This is a genomic window from Mesorhizobium sp. P2_C7 (assembly GCF_056404515.1).
In genome coordinates this window covers 998,358-1,012,750 of the sequence record NZ_JBFUDW010000001.1, presented here as the reverse complement: position 1 = coordinate 1,012,750, position 14,393 = coordinate 998,358, and the positions used below count along the sequence as shown (strand labels likewise).

The 14,393-nt window shown below is 64.3% G+C and carries 14 protein-coding genes; 10 read left to right on the top strand and 4 right to left on the bottom strand.

What is annotated here, in order from left to right:
- The first annotated feature begins 72 nt into the window (after positions 1–72).
- From AC1D2G_RS04880 to AC1D2G_RS04840, 9 genes are all read left to right on the top strand, one after another.
- A complete protein-coding gene (locus AC1D2G_RS04880; RefSeq protein ID WP_095083043.1) occupies positions 73–1,659 on the top strand; it encodes an ABC transporter substrate-binding protein in 1,587 nt (528 codons plus the stop codon).
- A 16-nt stretch (positions 1,660–1,675) separates the two neighbouring features.
- Positions 1,676–2,635 carry an ABC transporter permease gene (locus AC1D2G_RS04875; RefSeq protein WP_184873155.1) on the top strand — a complete coding sequence of 320 codons (960 nt, stop codon included), beginning with the start codon at positions 1,676–1,678 and terminating at the stop codon, positions 2,633–2,635.
- A 9-nt stretch (positions 2,636–2,644) separates the two neighbouring features.
- A complete protein-coding gene (locus AC1D2G_RS04870) occupies positions 2,645–3,469 on the top strand; it encodes an ABC transporter permease (RefSeq protein WP_095083047.1) in 825 nt (274 codons plus the stop codon).
- Complete coding sequence (locus AC1D2G_RS04865; protein WP_095083048.1) at positions 3,469–5,124, top strand: ABC transporter ATP-binding protein; 1,656 nt, start codon at positions 3,469–3,471, stop codon at positions 5,122–5,124. The genes AC1D2G_RS04870 and AC1D2G_RS04865 overlap by 1 nt, the downstream gene beginning before the upstream one ends.
- A 176-nt stretch (positions 5,125–5,300) precedes the next feature.
- Positions 5,301–6,890 (top strand): ABC transporter substrate-binding protein, encoded by a 1,590-nt coding sequence (locus tag AC1D2G_RS04860; RefSeq protein ID WP_477412336.1) that lies wholly within the window; start codon positions 5,301–5,303, stop codon positions 6,888–6,890.
- A gap of 92 nt (positions 6,891–6,982) precedes the next feature.
- Positions 6,983–7,822, top strand: coding sequence for an alkaline phosphatase family protein (locus AC1D2G_RS04855; RefSeq protein WP_477412334.1), 840 nt, complete (start codon positions 6,983–6,985; stop codon positions 7,820–7,822).
- A gap of 223 nt (positions 7,823–8,045) precedes the next feature.
- Complete coding sequence (locus AC1D2G_RS04850) at positions 8,046–8,612, top strand: sigma-70 family RNA polymerase sigma factor (protein WP_477412332.1); 567 nt, start codon at positions 8,046–8,048, stop codon at positions 8,610–8,612.
- Positions 8,609–9,277 carry an anti-sigma factor gene (locus AC1D2G_RS04845; protein ID WP_477412330.1) on the top strand — a complete coding sequence of 223 codons (669 nt, stop codon included), beginning with the start codon at positions 8,609–8,611 and terminating at the stop codon, positions 9,275–9,277. Before AC1D2G_RS04850 ends, AC1D2G_RS04845 begins: the two co-directional genes overlap by 4 nt.
- A complete protein-coding gene (locus tag AC1D2G_RS04840) occupies positions 9,267–10,703 on the top strand; it encodes a S8 family serine peptidase (RefSeq protein ID WP_477412328.1) in 1,437 nt (478 codons plus the stop codon). Before AC1D2G_RS04845 ends, AC1D2G_RS04840 begins: the two co-directional genes overlap by 11 nt.
- Here the strand turns inward: AC1D2G_RS04840 and AC1D2G_RS04835 are convergent.
- Together AC1D2G_RS04835 and AC1D2G_RS04830 are read right to left on the bottom strand one after the other, a co-directional pair.
- Positions 10,675–11,205 carry a hypothetical protein gene (locus AC1D2G_RS04835; RefSeq protein WP_457151931.1) on the bottom strand — a complete coding sequence of 177 codons (531 nt, stop codon included), beginning with the start codon at positions 11,203–11,205 and terminating at the stop codon, positions 10,675–10,677. The genes AC1D2G_RS04840 and AC1D2G_RS04835 overlap by 29 nt on opposite strands.
- 21 nt (positions 11,206–11,226) lie before the next feature.
- The gene (locus AC1D2G_RS04830; protein WP_477412326.1) at positions 11,227–12,045 is read right to left on the bottom strand and encodes a class I SAM-dependent methyltransferase; all 819 of its coding nucleotides are present in this window, start codon (positions 12,043–12,045) and stop codon (positions 11,227–11,229) included.
- A 78-nt stretch (positions 12,046–12,123) separates the two neighbouring features.
- Here AC1D2G_RS04830 and AC1D2G_RS04825 point away from each other — a divergent pair, with 78 nt between their 5' ends.
- Complete coding sequence (locus AC1D2G_RS04825; protein WP_477412324.1) at positions 12,124–13,032, top strand: LysR family transcriptional regulator; 909 nt, start codon at positions 12,124–12,126, stop codon at positions 13,030–13,032.
- 36 nt (positions 13,033–13,068) lie between these two features.
- Here AC1D2G_RS04825 and AC1D2G_RS04820 read toward each other — a convergent pair whose 3' ends face one another.
- Entirely contained in the window at positions 13,069–14,091 is a 1,023-nt protein-coding gene (locus AC1D2G_RS04820) for a substrate-binding domain-containing protein (RefSeq protein WP_477225137.1), read from the bottom strand.
- A 16-nt stretch (positions 14,092–14,107) separates the two neighbouring features.
- On the bottom strand, positions 14,108–14,383 hold the full coding sequence (locus AC1D2G_RS04815) for a hypothetical protein (protein WP_477412322.1): 276 nt from the start codon (positions 14,381–14,383) through the stop codon (positions 14,108–14,110).
- Between the last annotated feature and the right edge of the window lie 10 nt (positions 14,384–14,393).

Below are 14,393 nucleotides of genomic sequence, written 5' to 3'. Positions count from 1 at the left end.
CGGTCATTATTCTCCTCACAAGAAACAAGAAAAACGACCGCAGAGTCGAACCAACAGAGTGAGGAACTCAACATGTCAAACGAACTGGAATTCCTTAGCCGGCGAGTCGCTTCCGGCAAATTGAGCCGTCGCGATTTTCTCGGTCGGGCGGCAGCACTCGGCGTCACCGCGACCTTCGCCAACTCGCTGCTTTCAGGTGCGGCGCGCGCTGCCGGCCCGGTCAAGGGCGGCACATTGAAGGCCGGCCTCGTCGGCGGCGAATCCACCAACAGCCTCGATCCGGCGCTGATGATGACGCAGGTGCCGTTCGCCTTCGGCAAGTGTTGGGGCGAAATGATCGTCGAGCTGTCGCCGGAAGGCAAGCTCGAGAACCGCATCGCCGAGGAGATCGGCTCCTCGGACGACGCCAAGGTGTGGACGTTGAAGATCCGCGACGGCGTCGAATTCCACAATGGCAAGACGGTGACCGCGGCAGACGTCGCCGCGACCCTTGAGCGCCATTCGGACGAAAAGTCGAAATCCGGCGCGCTCGGCTACATGAAGGGCATCGAGACCATCAAGGCGAGCGGCAAGGAAGTGGTGCTGACGCTGAAGGAGGCCAACGCCGACCTGCCCTATCTGCTCAGCGACTATCACCTGATCGTGCAGCCGAACGGCGGCAAGGATAAGCCCGATGCCGGCATCTCGGCCGGCCCGTACGTGGTCAAGACCAACGAGCCCGGCGTCCGCCATGGCGGCGAGCGCTTCGCCAACTACTGGCAGGGCGACAAGATGGGCCATGCCGACCAGATCGAAGTCATCGTCATCAACGATGCGACCGCACGCACGGCGGCCCTGCAGGGCGGCCAGGTCAACATGATCAACCGCGTCGAGCCGAAGATCGTCGACCTGATCAAGCGCCTGCCGGGCGTCACCATCCGCAACCACGCGGGTCCTGGCCATTACGTGTTCATCATGCATTGCAACACGGCACCGTTCGACAACAACGATCTGCGCATGGCACTCAAGCTGGCCATCGACCGCGAGGAAATGCTGGACAAGATCCTGCGCGGCTACGGCTCGCTCGGCAACGACTTCCCGATCAATTCGTCCTATCCGCTGTTCACCGAGATCGAGCAGCGCAAGTACGATCCCGACAAGGCCAAGTTCCACTACAAGAAGTCGGGTCACGACGGCACCGTGCTGCTGAGGACCTCGGACGTCGCCTTCCCGGGCGCTGTCGATGCCTCGCAGCTGTTCCAGCAGAGCGCGGCCAAGGCCGGCATCAAGATCGAGCTCAAGCGCGAGCCCGGCGACGGCTACTGGAACGAGGTCTGGAACAAGCAGCCCTTCTGCGCCTCCTACTGGGGCGGCCGCTCGACGCAGGACCAGATGTACTCCACCGCCTATCTGTCGACCGCCGACTGGAACGACACGCGTTTCAAGCGTCCGGACTTCGACAAGATGGTGCTGGCGGCGCGCGCCGAACTCGACGAGACCAAGCGCAAGCAGATGTACCACGACATGGCTGTCCTGGTGCGCGACGAGGGCGGCCTGATCCTGCCGATGTTCAACCAGTTCATCGATGCGACCGGCGCCAAGGTCGATGGCTGGGTCGATGATCCGCATCAGGAATTGATGAACGGCTACGCCCTGGCGAAGTGCTGGCTCCAGGCCTGAGCCCGGCTTTGCGGATATGTCTTCACCCATCCTGAAGCTAATTGCCCAGCGCGTTGCGCTGGGCATCGTCCTGTTGTTGGCCGTTTCGGTCCTGATCTTCGCCGGCACCCAGATCCTGCCCGGCGACGTTGCACAAGCCATTCTCGGGCAATCGGCAACACCGGAGTCACTCGCCAATTTGCGCGAGCAGCTCGGCCTCAACGATCCGGCCTATATCAGGTATTTCCGCTGGCTCGGCGGCGTGCTCACCGGCGATCTTGGCACAGCCATGTCGAGCGGCCAGGATATCGCGACGTCGATCAAGGACCGGCTGTGGAACACGCTGTTTCTCGCCTTCTGGGCGGCGATCGTCGCCGTGCCGCTGGCGATTATCCTCGGGCTGATCGCGGTGCGCTACCGCAATGGTTGGGTCGACAAGCTGATCTCCGGACTGGCGCTGGCCTCGACCTCGTTTCCCGAATTCTTCATCGGCTATGTGTTGGTCTATTTCTTTGCCGTGAAATGGCAGATCTTCCCCGGCATTTCGACCGTCTATGACGGCATGCCGTTCGGCGAGCGCATGCAGGCGATCGCCTTGCCGGCGACGGCGCTGACGCTGGTGGTGCTTGCCCACATGATGCGCATGACGCGCGCGGCTATCCTCAACGTCATGCAGTCGGCCTATGTCGAGACGGCCGAACTGAAAGGCCTCTCGGCATTCAACGTCATCCGCAGGCACGCCTTTCCCAACGCGATCGCGCCGATCATCAACGTCGTGATGCTCAACCTCGCCTATCTCATCGTCGGCGTTGTCGTGGTCGAGGTGATCTTCGTCTACCCGGGCATGGGGCAGTATCTCGTTGACCACGTCACCAAGCGCGACGTGCCGGTGGTGCAAGCGGTCGGCCTGATCTTCGCCGCCGTCTACATCAGCCTGAACATCATTGCGGACATAGGGGCTATCGTCGCCAATCCGCGTCTCAGACATCCAAAATAGGGGGCGGATATGCTCGATATCAAACGCATCCCCATCCCCGCGCTGATCGGCATCGTGCTGACGTCACTATTCGTGCTGGCGGCGCTCTTCGCACCCTGGATCGCGCCACACGGCAATGGCGAAATCGTCGGCGACGTCTGGGAGCCGATGTCGGCAACGCATTGGCTGGGCACCGACAATCTTGGCCGCGATCTCCTGTCGCGCATGATCTACGGCGCTCGCATCACGCTCTTCATCGCCGTGCTTGCCACCGCCCTGTCGTTCTCGCTCGGCGCCATCCTCGGCTTCTCCGCGGCGGTGTTCGGCGGCTGGTTCGACACGCTTTTGTCGCGCCTCGTCGATCTCCTGATGTCGATCCCGACGCTGATCATGGCCCTCGTCGTGCTCTCCGTGCTGCCGACCAACCTGGTGACGCTGATCCTGGTGATGGGCGTTCTGGACTCGACCCGCGTCTATCGCCTGTCACGGGCCGTCGCCGTCGACATCAACGTCATGGACTATGTCGAGGCGGCGAAGCTGCGCGGCGAAGGCAGCGCCTGGATCATTTTCCGCGAGATCCTGCCCAACGCGCTGTCGCCGCTGGTTTCGGAACTCGGCCTGCGTTTCATCTATGCCGTGCTGTTCCTGTCGACGCTGTCGTTCCTCGGCCTTGGCGTCCAGCCGCCGGATGCGGACTGGGGCGGCATGGTCAAGGAAAACAAGGACGGTATCGTCTTCGGCATCGCAGCCGCGCTCATCCCGGCGGCGGCAATCGCCATGCTGGCGATTTCCGTCAACCTGGTTGCCGACTGGGTGCTCAACCGGACGACCAGCCTGAAGGGAGGACGCGGGTGATGGCTGACAGCAAAGCGAACTCTGGCCTCCTGCTCGACATCCGCAATCTGCGCATCGAGGCCACTGTCTTCCCGCCAGGCGAGCCGCCGAAGAACATCGTGCTGGTGCACGATGTCTCGCTGACCCTGCAGAAGGGCAAGGTGCTTGGCCTGATCGGCGAATCCGGCGCCGGCAAGTCGACCATCGGCCTCTCGTCCATGGGCTATGGCCGCGGTGGCGTGCGCATCACCGGCGGCGAGGTGATCCTCAACGGCCGCGACATCCTCAAGGGCGGCAAGGACGGCTTCCGCAAGCTTCGCGGCCGTGAGGTCTGCTACGTCGCGCAATCGGCGGCCGCCGCCTTCAACCCGGCGCACAAGCTGATGGACCAGGTGGTGGAAGCCACCCTGCTGCACGGTACGGCGACACGCGCCGAGGCGGAGAAGCGCGCCGTTGCGCTGTTCAAGAAGCTCAGCCTGCCCAACCCCGAAACCATCGGCGAGCGCTTTCCGCACCAGGTCTCGGGCGGCCAGCTGCAGCGCGTGATGACGGCGATGGCGCTCTGCTCCGAGCCGGACCTGATCGTCTTCGACGAACCGACCACGGCGCTCGACGTGACGACGCAGATCGACGTGCTGGCTGCGATCAAGGACGCCATCCGCGACACGCATGTGGCGGCGCTCTACATCACCCACGACCTTGCCGTCGTCGCTCAGGTCTCGGACGAGATCATGGTGCTGCGCCATGGCCGGCTGGTCGAATGGGGTGGCACGCGCCAGATCATCAAGGAGCCTCGCCAGGAGTACACCAACGCGCTGGTGTCGGTGCATGAGATCGAGCACGCCGAGCAGAAGCCCGGCACGACGCCGTTCCTGTCGGTGAAGAACGTCACCGCCGCCTATGGCCGCAGCCATATCAAGGTGCTGAAGAACGTCTCGGTCGACATCTATCCGGGCCAGACGCTGGCCGTGGTCGGCGAATCCGGCTCCGGCAAGTCGACGCTGGCGCGCGCCATCACCGGGCTTTTGCCGCCGGAAGAAGGAACCGTCACCTTCGATGGGCGCCCGCTGGCAAACCGGCTGGCCGACCGGCCGAAGGAGGATCTGCGTCAGTTGCAGATGATCTACCAGATGGCCGACGTGGCGATGAACCCGCGCCAGACCGTCGGCACCATTATCGGCCGGCCGCTGGAATTCTATTTCGGCATACGCGGCCGCGAGCGCGACAAACGCGTCGCCGAACTGCTCGACAAGATCGAGATGGGAAAGGGCTTTTCCGATCGCTACCCGGCCGAGCTTTCCGGCGGCCAGAAGCAGCGCGTCTGCATCGCCCGTTCGCTCGCCGCCAAGCCGAAGCTGATCATCTGCGACGAGGTGACATCGGCGCTCGACCCGCTGGTTGCGCATGGCATCCTGAAGCTGCTGCTCGAGCTGCAGAAGGAGGAGAACGTCGCCTATCTGTTCATCACCCATGACCTCGCCACGGTGAAGTCGATCGCCGATTCGATCGCGGTGATGTATCGCGGCGAAGTGGTGCGCTATGGCCCGAAGAGCAAGGTGTTGAGCCCGCCCTTCGACGACTATACCGACCTTCTCCTGTCGTCGGTGCCAGAGATGGAGATCGGCTGGCTGGAAAAGGCGATCAAGGGACGGCGCATGGCGAGCGCGGGGAACTAGGGCAATTCCGGGAAAAGTGTGCGCCGTTTCCCGTCCGGAACTGCGTCAGAGCAGGGATAGACCCGACCCGCTGGTCCAGGCACGCCTGCCGTCATCCGCATGCAACACTAGATTGCCACACGTCCCTTTGGACGGGCGCCGCCCGTGTGACGTTGTTTTAGAAAAGGGGGTAGGACATGAACACTGAACTCGACCATCTCGCTGAACTCGCCGGACAGGGCCGGATATCGCGTCGCGACTTCCTCGGCCGTACCGCGGCACTTGGCGTCTCGGCGGCACTGGCCACGACGTTGGCCGGCAAGGCCTTCGCCCAGACGCCGGTCAAGGGCGGCATCATCAAGGCCGGACTGCAAGGCGGCGAATCGACCAACAGCCTCGACCCGGCGCTGAACCTCAGCCAGGTCACCTACAATTTCGGCAAGCAGTGGGGCGAATTCCTCGTGCGCCTGACACCCGAAGGCGGCGTCCAGAACCTGATCGCCGAGGAGATCGGTGCTTCCGATGACGCCAAGACCTGGACCATCAAGGTGCGCGACGGCATCGAATTCCACAACGGCAAATCCGTAACCGCCGAGGATGTCGCGGCCACGCTTGAGCGCCACGCCGACGAAAAATCGAAATCGGGCGCGCTCGGCGTGCTGAAGAACATCAAAGCCATCAAGCCGAGCGGCAAGGAAGTGATCGTCACGCTCGGCGACGCCGATGCCGACTTCCCCTATCTGATGGCCGACTACCACCTTGTCATCCAGCCGAATGGCGGCAAGGACAATCCCAACGCCGGCATCAGCGCCGGGCCTTACAAGGTCACCGTCAACCAGCCCGGCGTGCGCCATGGCGGCGAGCGCTTCGCCAATTACTGGCAGGGCGACAAGCTGGGCCATGCCGACCAGATCGAGATCGTCGTCATCAACGACGCGACCGCGCGGCTGGCTGCCTTGCAAGGCGGACAGGTGCAGCTGATCAACCGCGTCGAGCCGAAAGTGGTCGATCTGGTCAAGCGCATCCCCGGCGTCACCATCGAGAACGTGTCGGGCCGAGGCTACTATCCGTTCAACATGTTCTGCGACACCGCGCCCTTCGACAACAGCGACCTGAGGATGGCGCTGAAGCTGGCCATGGACCGCGATGAATTGCTGGAGAAGATCCTGCGCGGCTATGGCTCGGTCGGTAACGACTTCCCGATCAACGAAGCCTATCCGCTGTTTTCGAGCGATATCGAACAGCGTAAGTTCGACCCGGAAAAGGCTGCGGCAGCCTACAAGAAGTCCGGCCACAGCGGCTCGATCCTGCTGCGCACCTCCGACGTCGCCTTCCCAGGCGCCGTCGATGCGGCCCAGCTCTACCAGCAGTCCTGCGCCAAGGCCGGCATCAAGATCGAGATCAAGCGAGAGCCCGGCGACGGCTACTGGTCGGAGGTCTGGAACAAGCAGCCCTTCTCGCTCTCCTATTGGGGTGGGCGGCCGACGCAGGACCAGATGTATTCCACCGGTTATGTCTCGACCGCCGACTGGAACGACACGCGTTTCAAGCGGCCGGAATTCGACAAGATGCTGTTCACCGCCCGCGCCGAACTCGACCAGGCCAAGCGCAAGGCGATCTACCACGACATGGCGGTGCTGATGCGCGACGAAGGCGGGCTGATCGTGCCGTTCTTCAACCAGTTCATCGACGCTGCCGCCACCAACAAGATCGCCGGCTACGTCAAGAACCCGAACGGCGAGATGATGGACGGTTATGCCCTTGGCGCGTGCTGGCTGACCGCCTAGCCTATCCTGCCTATTGGTTCATCAACGGAACGCCGTGTGCCCAGCGGTGCGCGGCGTTCTGATTTCAACTGGTCAATCGCAGGGAGCCGCCCGTGGCGCTCAAGACAAAACTTTTGCTGATCATCCTCGATGGCGTCCCCTACAGGAACTGGCGCCGACTGATGGGCAATCTCGAGGGCTGGGTGCAATCGGGCGAGGCAAGCGTCTGGAAGATGCGCTCGGTGCTGCCGTCGACCTCCGCCTGCTGCTACGCCTCGATCCACACCGGGGTTTCGCCGCAGGTGCATGGCATCCTGTCCAACGAGAACCGGTTCCGCGTCGAACAGCCCGACATCTTCTCCGAAGTCAGCAAGGCTGGCGGCAAGACGGGTGCGGTGACCCATTCCTATTGGTCGGAATTCTTCCGTGCCTATCCCTTCGACCTGGTCGAGGACATGGAATTCGACGAGCCGGGCGGGCCGATCACGCATGGCCGGTTCCACACCATGACCGGCTACAATCTTCGCAACCAGATGACGCCAAGCGACGTCGATTTGTTCGCGACGCTGACCATGCTGACCAGGCGCCACGGCATCGATTACGGCATCCTGCACACCTGCACGCTGGACTCGATGGGCCACCGCTTCGGCCATGACTGTCACGAGATGGATCATGCCGTCTATGCGATGGACGGCATGCTGGCGGCCTTCCTGCCGCGCTGGATCGAGGCTGGCTACGAGGTGATGGTCACCGCCGACCACGGCCAGACCGATCGCGGCCATCATGGCGGCCATGACGACGAGATGCAGGATTTCGCGCTGTATTATTTCGGGCCCGCCAAGGGGCCGCAGGCCGAGACGCTGCTCGACCAGCTGCAACTGGCGCCGACCATCTTGAGCCGCCTCGGCGTGCCGGTGCCGACGACAATGAAGGCGAAGTCTTTCCTGGACTGAAGGGGTGCCGGCGACGCACGCCAACATTGAAAATAAATAGCGAACGCCGACGCCGCCCCTCATCCGCCTGCCGACACCTTCTCCCGGTACAGGAACGTGGAGAAGGGATGGTCTGGCAACCGCCCGACTCTTCGGTTAGCCTCCGCGAATTCCTTGGCGGAGGATGAACCTTTTTGGACCGATCGGCGACAGAGCAGACAGGAGCCAGGCGGCTCGACCGGCCATGACGGCAGCGACGGAGACCGATCGCGCGCTTGTCGACCGGGTCGCGAAGGGCGACCGTGCCGCCGTGCGGCTCCTGTTCATGCGTCACCACGCGCGGGTCTACCGCTTCGTGGCGCGCCAGACGGGATCGGAAATGATGGCAGACGACATCGCCAACGAGGTGTTCCTCGAACTCTGGCGGCAGGCGCCAGGCTTCGAAGGACGCTCCGAAGTCTCGACATGGCTGYTCGGCATCGCCCGGTTCAAGGCGCTGTCTTCGCTGCGCAAGAAAAAGGAAGACTGGATCGACGACGAGGCTGCCGCCGCGGTGCCCGACAGCGCCGACACGCCGGAAGTCGTCACCATGAAGGAAGACAAGGCTGCCGCCTTGCGGCGCTTCGTCGACGCCTTGCCGGAAGAGCACCGCACGGTGATCGACCTTGCCTATTATCATGGGCAGTCGGTGGGCGAGATCGGCGAGGTGCTCGGCATTCCGGTCGCGACCGTCAAGACCCGGATGTTCTACGCCCGCAAGAAACTCGGCGAGGCCCTGAAGGCCGCCGGTTACGACAGGGGGTGGCCATGAGCGCCGCTGAAAAGATGTCGCGCCGCGATGAAATGGAAACGCTGCTGCCGTTCTATCTGAACGGCTCGCTGGAAGGCTCGGACCTGGAAGCCGTCGAGGAGTGGCTGGCCAGCGATCCCGCTGCGCTGGCCGCCCTTGGCGAGGCCGAGGCCGAATTTTCCGGCACGACGGCCGCCAACGAAGCGATCCGCCCGCCTGCCGATGCGTTGAGCCGCTTCGCCAAGGCGCTCGACGCCGAAGCCGGACCTGCGCGCGCGCCGGCGGGCGCGTCCTGGCTGGCGCAGGCATGGGGCCGCTTCATGGCGGTGCCGGTCGGTGTTGCCTGGGCGGCGGCCGCGGTCCTGCTGGCGCTGATCATGGTCCAGTCGTTTGTTCAGCCCGGCGGCAAGGGCAAGGATTTCGAAATTGCCGGGGCGGAAGGCGATCTGGCGAAAATGCCGTTCGCCCTGGTCAAGTTCAAGCCGGATGCGAAGATGTCGGACATTTCGGGCTTTCTGGGCAGCAACGGGCTGAAGATCATCGGCGGACCGACCGCCGATGGCGTGTTCCGGCTTGGCATTCCCGCCGCCAACGCAGCCGACTACACCAAACAGCTCGGCCTTATTGCCGCCCAGCCCTTCACCGAGACTGTGATCGAGGGAAGGAAACCGGTTGATGGCGGCTGAGGCGGCGGTCATTCGATTTGCGGCAATCCTGGCGGCGGCGATGACAATCGCCGCCGTGCCTGCGTCGGCGCAGACCAACGCCCCCAACCCCGATCCGGCGAAAGTCGACTGCAGCAACGCAACCAATGCGGCAGGCGCCGACTGCGCCAAGGATGGCAGCGACACAAAGAACGGATCGGGCGCGGCGCAGCCCGGCGCTGTCTTCCTGCCAGCCCTGATCGTTGACCTGTTCCCCAATCCGGTTGCGGCACCGCCGCCGATGCCACGGCCGGACCCGGCGACGCTGCCTGCCAACAGCCAGGCCGGCCCACCGCCTGGCGGCCCGATTGTCTCGCCGACCGATCTCATCGCCGTTCTGCCGCCGCGCGCGGTGGCCGGCGATTTCGTGCCCGACGAGGTGCTGGTGACGGTCGACGGCGATGCCGGCGCCGTGCAGCAGATCGCCGCGTCCTTCGGCCTCCAGGTGCGCTCGCAGCGCCAGTCGCTGCTGCTTGGCACCACGCTGGTGCGGTTCGGAATCCCCGATGGCCGCCCCGTCGGCGTCGTGCTGGCGCAATTGGCCGCCGACGGCCGCACGCAGCGGCGCGAACCCAACCATGTCTATTCGCTGCAGCAGGCCGCCAGCATCGTCAATTATGCCTTCGAGCGCATCGCGCTCGATTCCAAACAGGCCAGCGGCGAAAACGTTCGCATCGCGGTGATCGACACCGGTATCGACGACAGCAATCCGGCGCTCTCGGGCGTCATTGCCGGGCAATTCGACGCCATGCCCGACGTGCCGATCGAAAAACGCGATCACGGCACTTCTGTCGACGGGCTGATCGCCGGCGTCGGCGCGCTCGAGGGCATGGCGCCCGGCGCCAGGATCTATCACGCCCGCGCCTTCGAGGGCGGCAAGTCGACCATGGACGTCATCCTGTCGGCGCTCGACTGGGCGGCGAGCCAGGACGTGCGCATCATCAACATGAGCTTCGTCGGACCGAAGAACGACCTGCTCGGCGTTGCCTGCCGCAATGCGCGGGCGCTCGGCATCGTGCTGGTCGCCGCCGCCGGCAACAACGGGCCGAAGGCGCCCTATGGCTACCCGGCGGCCTTCGACGGCGTCATCGCGGTAACCGCCACCGACGCCAAGGATGGGCTGATGCCGCAGGCCAATCGCGGAGCCTATGTCTTCATCTCGGCGCCTGGCGTCGAGATGGTGGCGCCGAGCGGCGCCGGCTCGGACGTGGTCACCGGCACCTCGTTCGCGGCAGCGATCGTGACCGGCGCCATTGCCAATCTCATCCATGCCGCGCCCGACCGCTCGGCCGACGGCATCGAGAAGGCGCTGGCGGCAACGGCCAGGGATCTCGGCCCCAAGGGGCGCGACAATGATTTCGGCTACGGCCTGCTCGACATCAAGGCCGCCGAGGCGGCGAAGGAGTAGTCCGCGACGGCTCAAGTCGCGGTTTGGGACGCGCCAGAAAATAGAATGCGGCGATGTGCGTGATCATCAGCAGCGGAACATAGATGACCGGGATCGCGTAGGTGGCGCCCAATTCCCCCGCGCGAGCGGGAAGGTCGATCTGGACGGCATGGTAATAGTCGATGATGAGGTCAACTATCCCGACGAGATTGAAGGCGACGACGAACGCCCAGAACAGCTGAGGTATCCTCACCGTGAGCAGCGACAGCATGGCCAGCACCCCGGTTGCGAAGTCGCCATAGGCGGCGAACACGGCGAAGCTGGCCGGCAGATCGGGGCTGACGACGCCCGGGACGAGGAAGACGAGCCCGAAGAAGCGGAAGCTGTGCAAGGTAGCAATAGCGCGTTGCGCCGCGACCCTGTCCATCGATCTCAGCCACGGCAGACCGTAGGCACGGAGGCAAAGCAGCCACGCGACATAGCCCAGAACGAGATGGGTTTGGAACAGGACTTCTGTAGACATTTGACCTCCTCAACGGTTGGTTCACACAACCTCGAACACCGCGGTCAGGACGCCGAGCCGCCCTTCCATGAGATTTCGTCCCAGGTTGGCCGCAAGCTCCGCGAAGTCCTGCCCCATCACCACGCCGAGATTTGGCGAAGGCGGGGGTCCCGAAACGCGGAGCTGTGCGAACCAGGCCTTGGCGACCTCGGTGTCGTCTTGCCATGCCAATATGCGGAAGCCGGCTGGTTCGATCGCTTCGCGCGTCGCACTGATTGTCAGGAGAAAGCTCGTCGCCGGCGTTCGCGCCCAGGGGAGCGGATAGCGTGGCTCGCCGACGCCCGACACGACGTCGAAGGTGGCAAACCTGCCGCCTGGCTTCAGCACGCGCCGTATCTGGCGATAGAGCTGCGCCCGGTCGGAGATGTTCATCGCCACATGCTGCAGCAGCACGATGTCGAAACCGCCATCATCGGATGGGAGCTCCAGTGCACTGGCGGTCTGGAACGACAGCTGCCCGCTCTGTCCCGTGCGGTCGGTCAGATAACGCGCGGCATCCACGAAAGGCTCGCTGATATCCACGCCAGTGACCCGGCAACCATAGGTCGCGGCCAGGAAGCGCGCCGGCCCGCCGATGCCCGAACCGACGTCCAGTACTGACATGCCGGCGGCGATCCCCGTCAATTGGGCGAGCTCGGCGGTGGCGGCGAGCCCACGGGTATGAAATTGGTCAAGGGCGCCCAATTGCTGGGGCGTGAGAAGCTGATCATCCGGACCAAGGGCGGCCAGCACCGTCTTCAGCCGCTCAGTCAGGCCGGTCGCGCGATAGTGGTCGCGCACCCCATCAAGTTCATCGGTCATTGCAAGATGTCTCCTGGCTTCACCTCATACCTAAGCCCGCTTCCATAATTCGACTATCCGCTGTAATCACAACAACCCATGAAGCAGAACTACACAGTCCGACACGGTGCACTGGAGGGCGTCAAGGCGTTCCTGGCTGTCGCCAGGCACCGCAACTTCCGCCGTGCCGCCGCGGACCTCGGCGTGACACCGTCCGCCGTGAGCCAGGCGGTGCGCGCGCTGGAAGCGCGTATGGGCACGGCGCTGTTCGTCCGCACGACGCGCAGCGTCGGCTTGACCGAGCCTGGCCAACGGTTCCTCGACCGTGCCGGCCCTGCCTTCGAGGAACTCGTCGCTGCCGGCGAGGCGGTGCGCGACGCCAGCCAGCGGCCGACCGGGCTGCTGCGCCTGTCCGTGCCCCGCGCCGTCGTGCCGTTGATCCTGGAGCCGATGATCGCATCGTTCTGCCGAGCCTATCCCGAGATCGAGCTGGAGATCGCCGCGAGCGACGAGATGGTCGATCTCGCGACCGGCGGGTTCGATGCCGGTATCCGCCTTGGCCAGTTCATCGCGGCTGACATGGTGGCGGTGCGGCTCACGCCGCCGTTCGCGTTCGTGGTCGTCGGCAGCCCTGGCTATCTCGAGCGCCACGGCCGCCCCGAGCGTGTCGACGACTTGCGCCACCACGCCTGCTTGCGCTTGCGCCGTTCGAACGGCGCGATCGCGCCCTGGTCCTTCGTCGACGGCAACGAGGCGATCGAGGCGATGGTCTCAGGCCCGCTGATCGCACACGACTATCCGACGTTGCTTGGGGCCGCCATGCAGGGTGTCGGGCTGGCGCAGACGCCTCGACCCGTCGCCGAAGGTCCTATAGCCGAAGGAAAACTCAAGTCGGTACTGGACGACGTTGCCGGCTCGACGCCGGGCGTCTTCCTCTATCATCCCGGCAAGCGCCAGGTCTTGCCGAAGCTGCGCGCCTTCATCGATCACCTCAAATCCCCGGCCTGAGACGCCGGCCAACCGTCGTTCGGAGTTGTCCGGTCCCTAGGCCGGCGCGCCGGCGACCGATCCCCTGACCACCAGGTCGACCGGCCAGACCTCGCCGCGGGCGCCCTCTTCCAGCCCCGAGATCCGTGCCGCCAGCCGTTCGGCGACGCGCGCGCCGGCGAGACGGATCGACGAGCGCGTCGTCGACAGCGGCACGGAGAAGTTCTCCGGCCTCAGCCAGGGGAAAACGTCGTCATGGGCAATCAGCGACATGTCGCCTGGAATGGTAAGGCCGAGATCGCGCACAGCGCGCACGACGCCCAGCGCCATGATCAGGCTGGAGCAGACGATTGCTGTCGGCGCATCGCCCGCCTCCAGCAAGCGCCTGGTGGCGCGATAGCCGTTCTCCTCGGTCATGACCACCGAGCAGACATGGCGTTCGCCCAATGCCAGCCCGCTCGCCGCCAGCGCCCGACGAACGCCGCGCTCGCGATGGATGGCAAAGGTCTCGCGGTCGTCACCGTTGATCAGGGCCAGCCGCCGGTGGCCGAGCTGGATCAGCAGCCGCGACGCCTCGTGAAAGGCGCCTTCATTGTCGATGTCGGTGAACGGATAGTCGAAATCGAAGCCTTCGCTGCGGCCATGGACGATGAAGGGAATGCCGAGCGTGTTCACCAGCGCCACGCGGCGGTCGGCGGGTCTCGGCGAGGAGATATAGACGGCGTCGACCTGCCGGTTGGCGACGATGCGCCGGTAGGTCGTTTCCTGGTCGTCGGCGTCGGCCGGCGACAGCACCAGGTCCAATTCATGCGAGCGGGCATAGTCGCCGAGGCCGGACAGGAACTCGACGAAATGCGGATCGATGTCGACGGACGCACCGGTCGGCAGGACATAGCCGATCATGCCGGTCTTGCCGGTCGCCAGCCGGCGTGCGCTGGGGTTGGGACGATAGCCGTGGCGCTTGGCGGCATCCATCACCCGCCGGCGCGTCTCTTCGTTGACCTCGGGATAGCCGTTCAAGGCACGACTTACCGTGGTCTGCGAAAGCGCCAGCATATGGGCGAGCTGCTTGAGGTTCACAGGAGGCCTCCGCGCCTCAAAGCGCTTTAATTCGATTGGATCCGAGCGCCACGCGGGACGCAGCGATATGAAGACAAGCATAGGCGCGCTTTAGGCGAGTTTGAAACAAAAATTGCTGCTGCACCGCCATAAATACATGTTGCAGCGCACTTTTTACACGTCGCCAGCTCAAAATCAAATCGATTAGCCGGTCACCCTCTTGACTTCCGAGCGATTCAATGGCGAGATCAAAAAAGCCAAAGCGCTTTGGAAGACTCTTCGAAAGGTTGCGGTTCCTTTCCGACTGAGTCACAGTCCTGCGG

Coding starts and splice junctions, on each gene's coding strand:
- AC1D2G_RS04845 (WP_477412330.1), top strand. CDS start 8,609: ATGAGCGCCGCTGAAAAGATGTCGCGCCGCGATGAAATGGAAACGCTG.
- AC1D2G_RS04860 (WP_477412336.1), top strand. CDS start 5,301: ATGAACACTGAACTCGACCATCTCGCTGAACTCGCCGGACAGGGCCGG.
- AC1D2G_RS04825 (WP_477412324.1), top strand. CDS start 12,124: ATGAAGCAGAACTACACAGTCCGACACGGTGCACTGGAGGGCGTCAAG.
- AC1D2G_RS04880 (WP_095083043.1), top strand. CDS start 73: ATGTCAAACGAACTGGAATTCCTTAGCCGGCGAGTCGCTTCCGGCAAA.
- AC1D2G_RS04830 (WP_477412326.1), bottom strand. CDS start 12,045: ATGACCGATGAACTTGATGGGGTGCGCGACCACTATCGCGCGACCGGC.
- AC1D2G_RS04840 (WP_477412328.1), top strand. CDS start 9,267: ATGGCGGCTGAGGCGGCGGTCATTCGATTTGCGGCAATCCTGGCGGCG.
- AC1D2G_RS04865 (WP_095083048.1), top strand. CDS start 3,469: ATGGCTGACAGCAAAGCGAACTCTGGCCTCCTGCTCGACATCCGCAAT.
- AC1D2G_RS04870 (WP_095083047.1), top strand. CDS start 2,645: ATGCTCGATATCAAACGCATCCCCATCCCCGCGCTGATCGGCATCGTG.
- AC1D2G_RS04875 (WP_184873155.1), top strand. CDS start 1,676: ATGTCTTCACCCATCCTGAAGCTAATTGCCCAGCGCGTTGCGCTGGGC.
- AC1D2G_RS04835 (WP_457151931.1), bottom strand. CDS start 11,205: ATGTCTACAGAAGTCCTGTTCCAAACCCATCTCGTTCTGGGCTATGTC.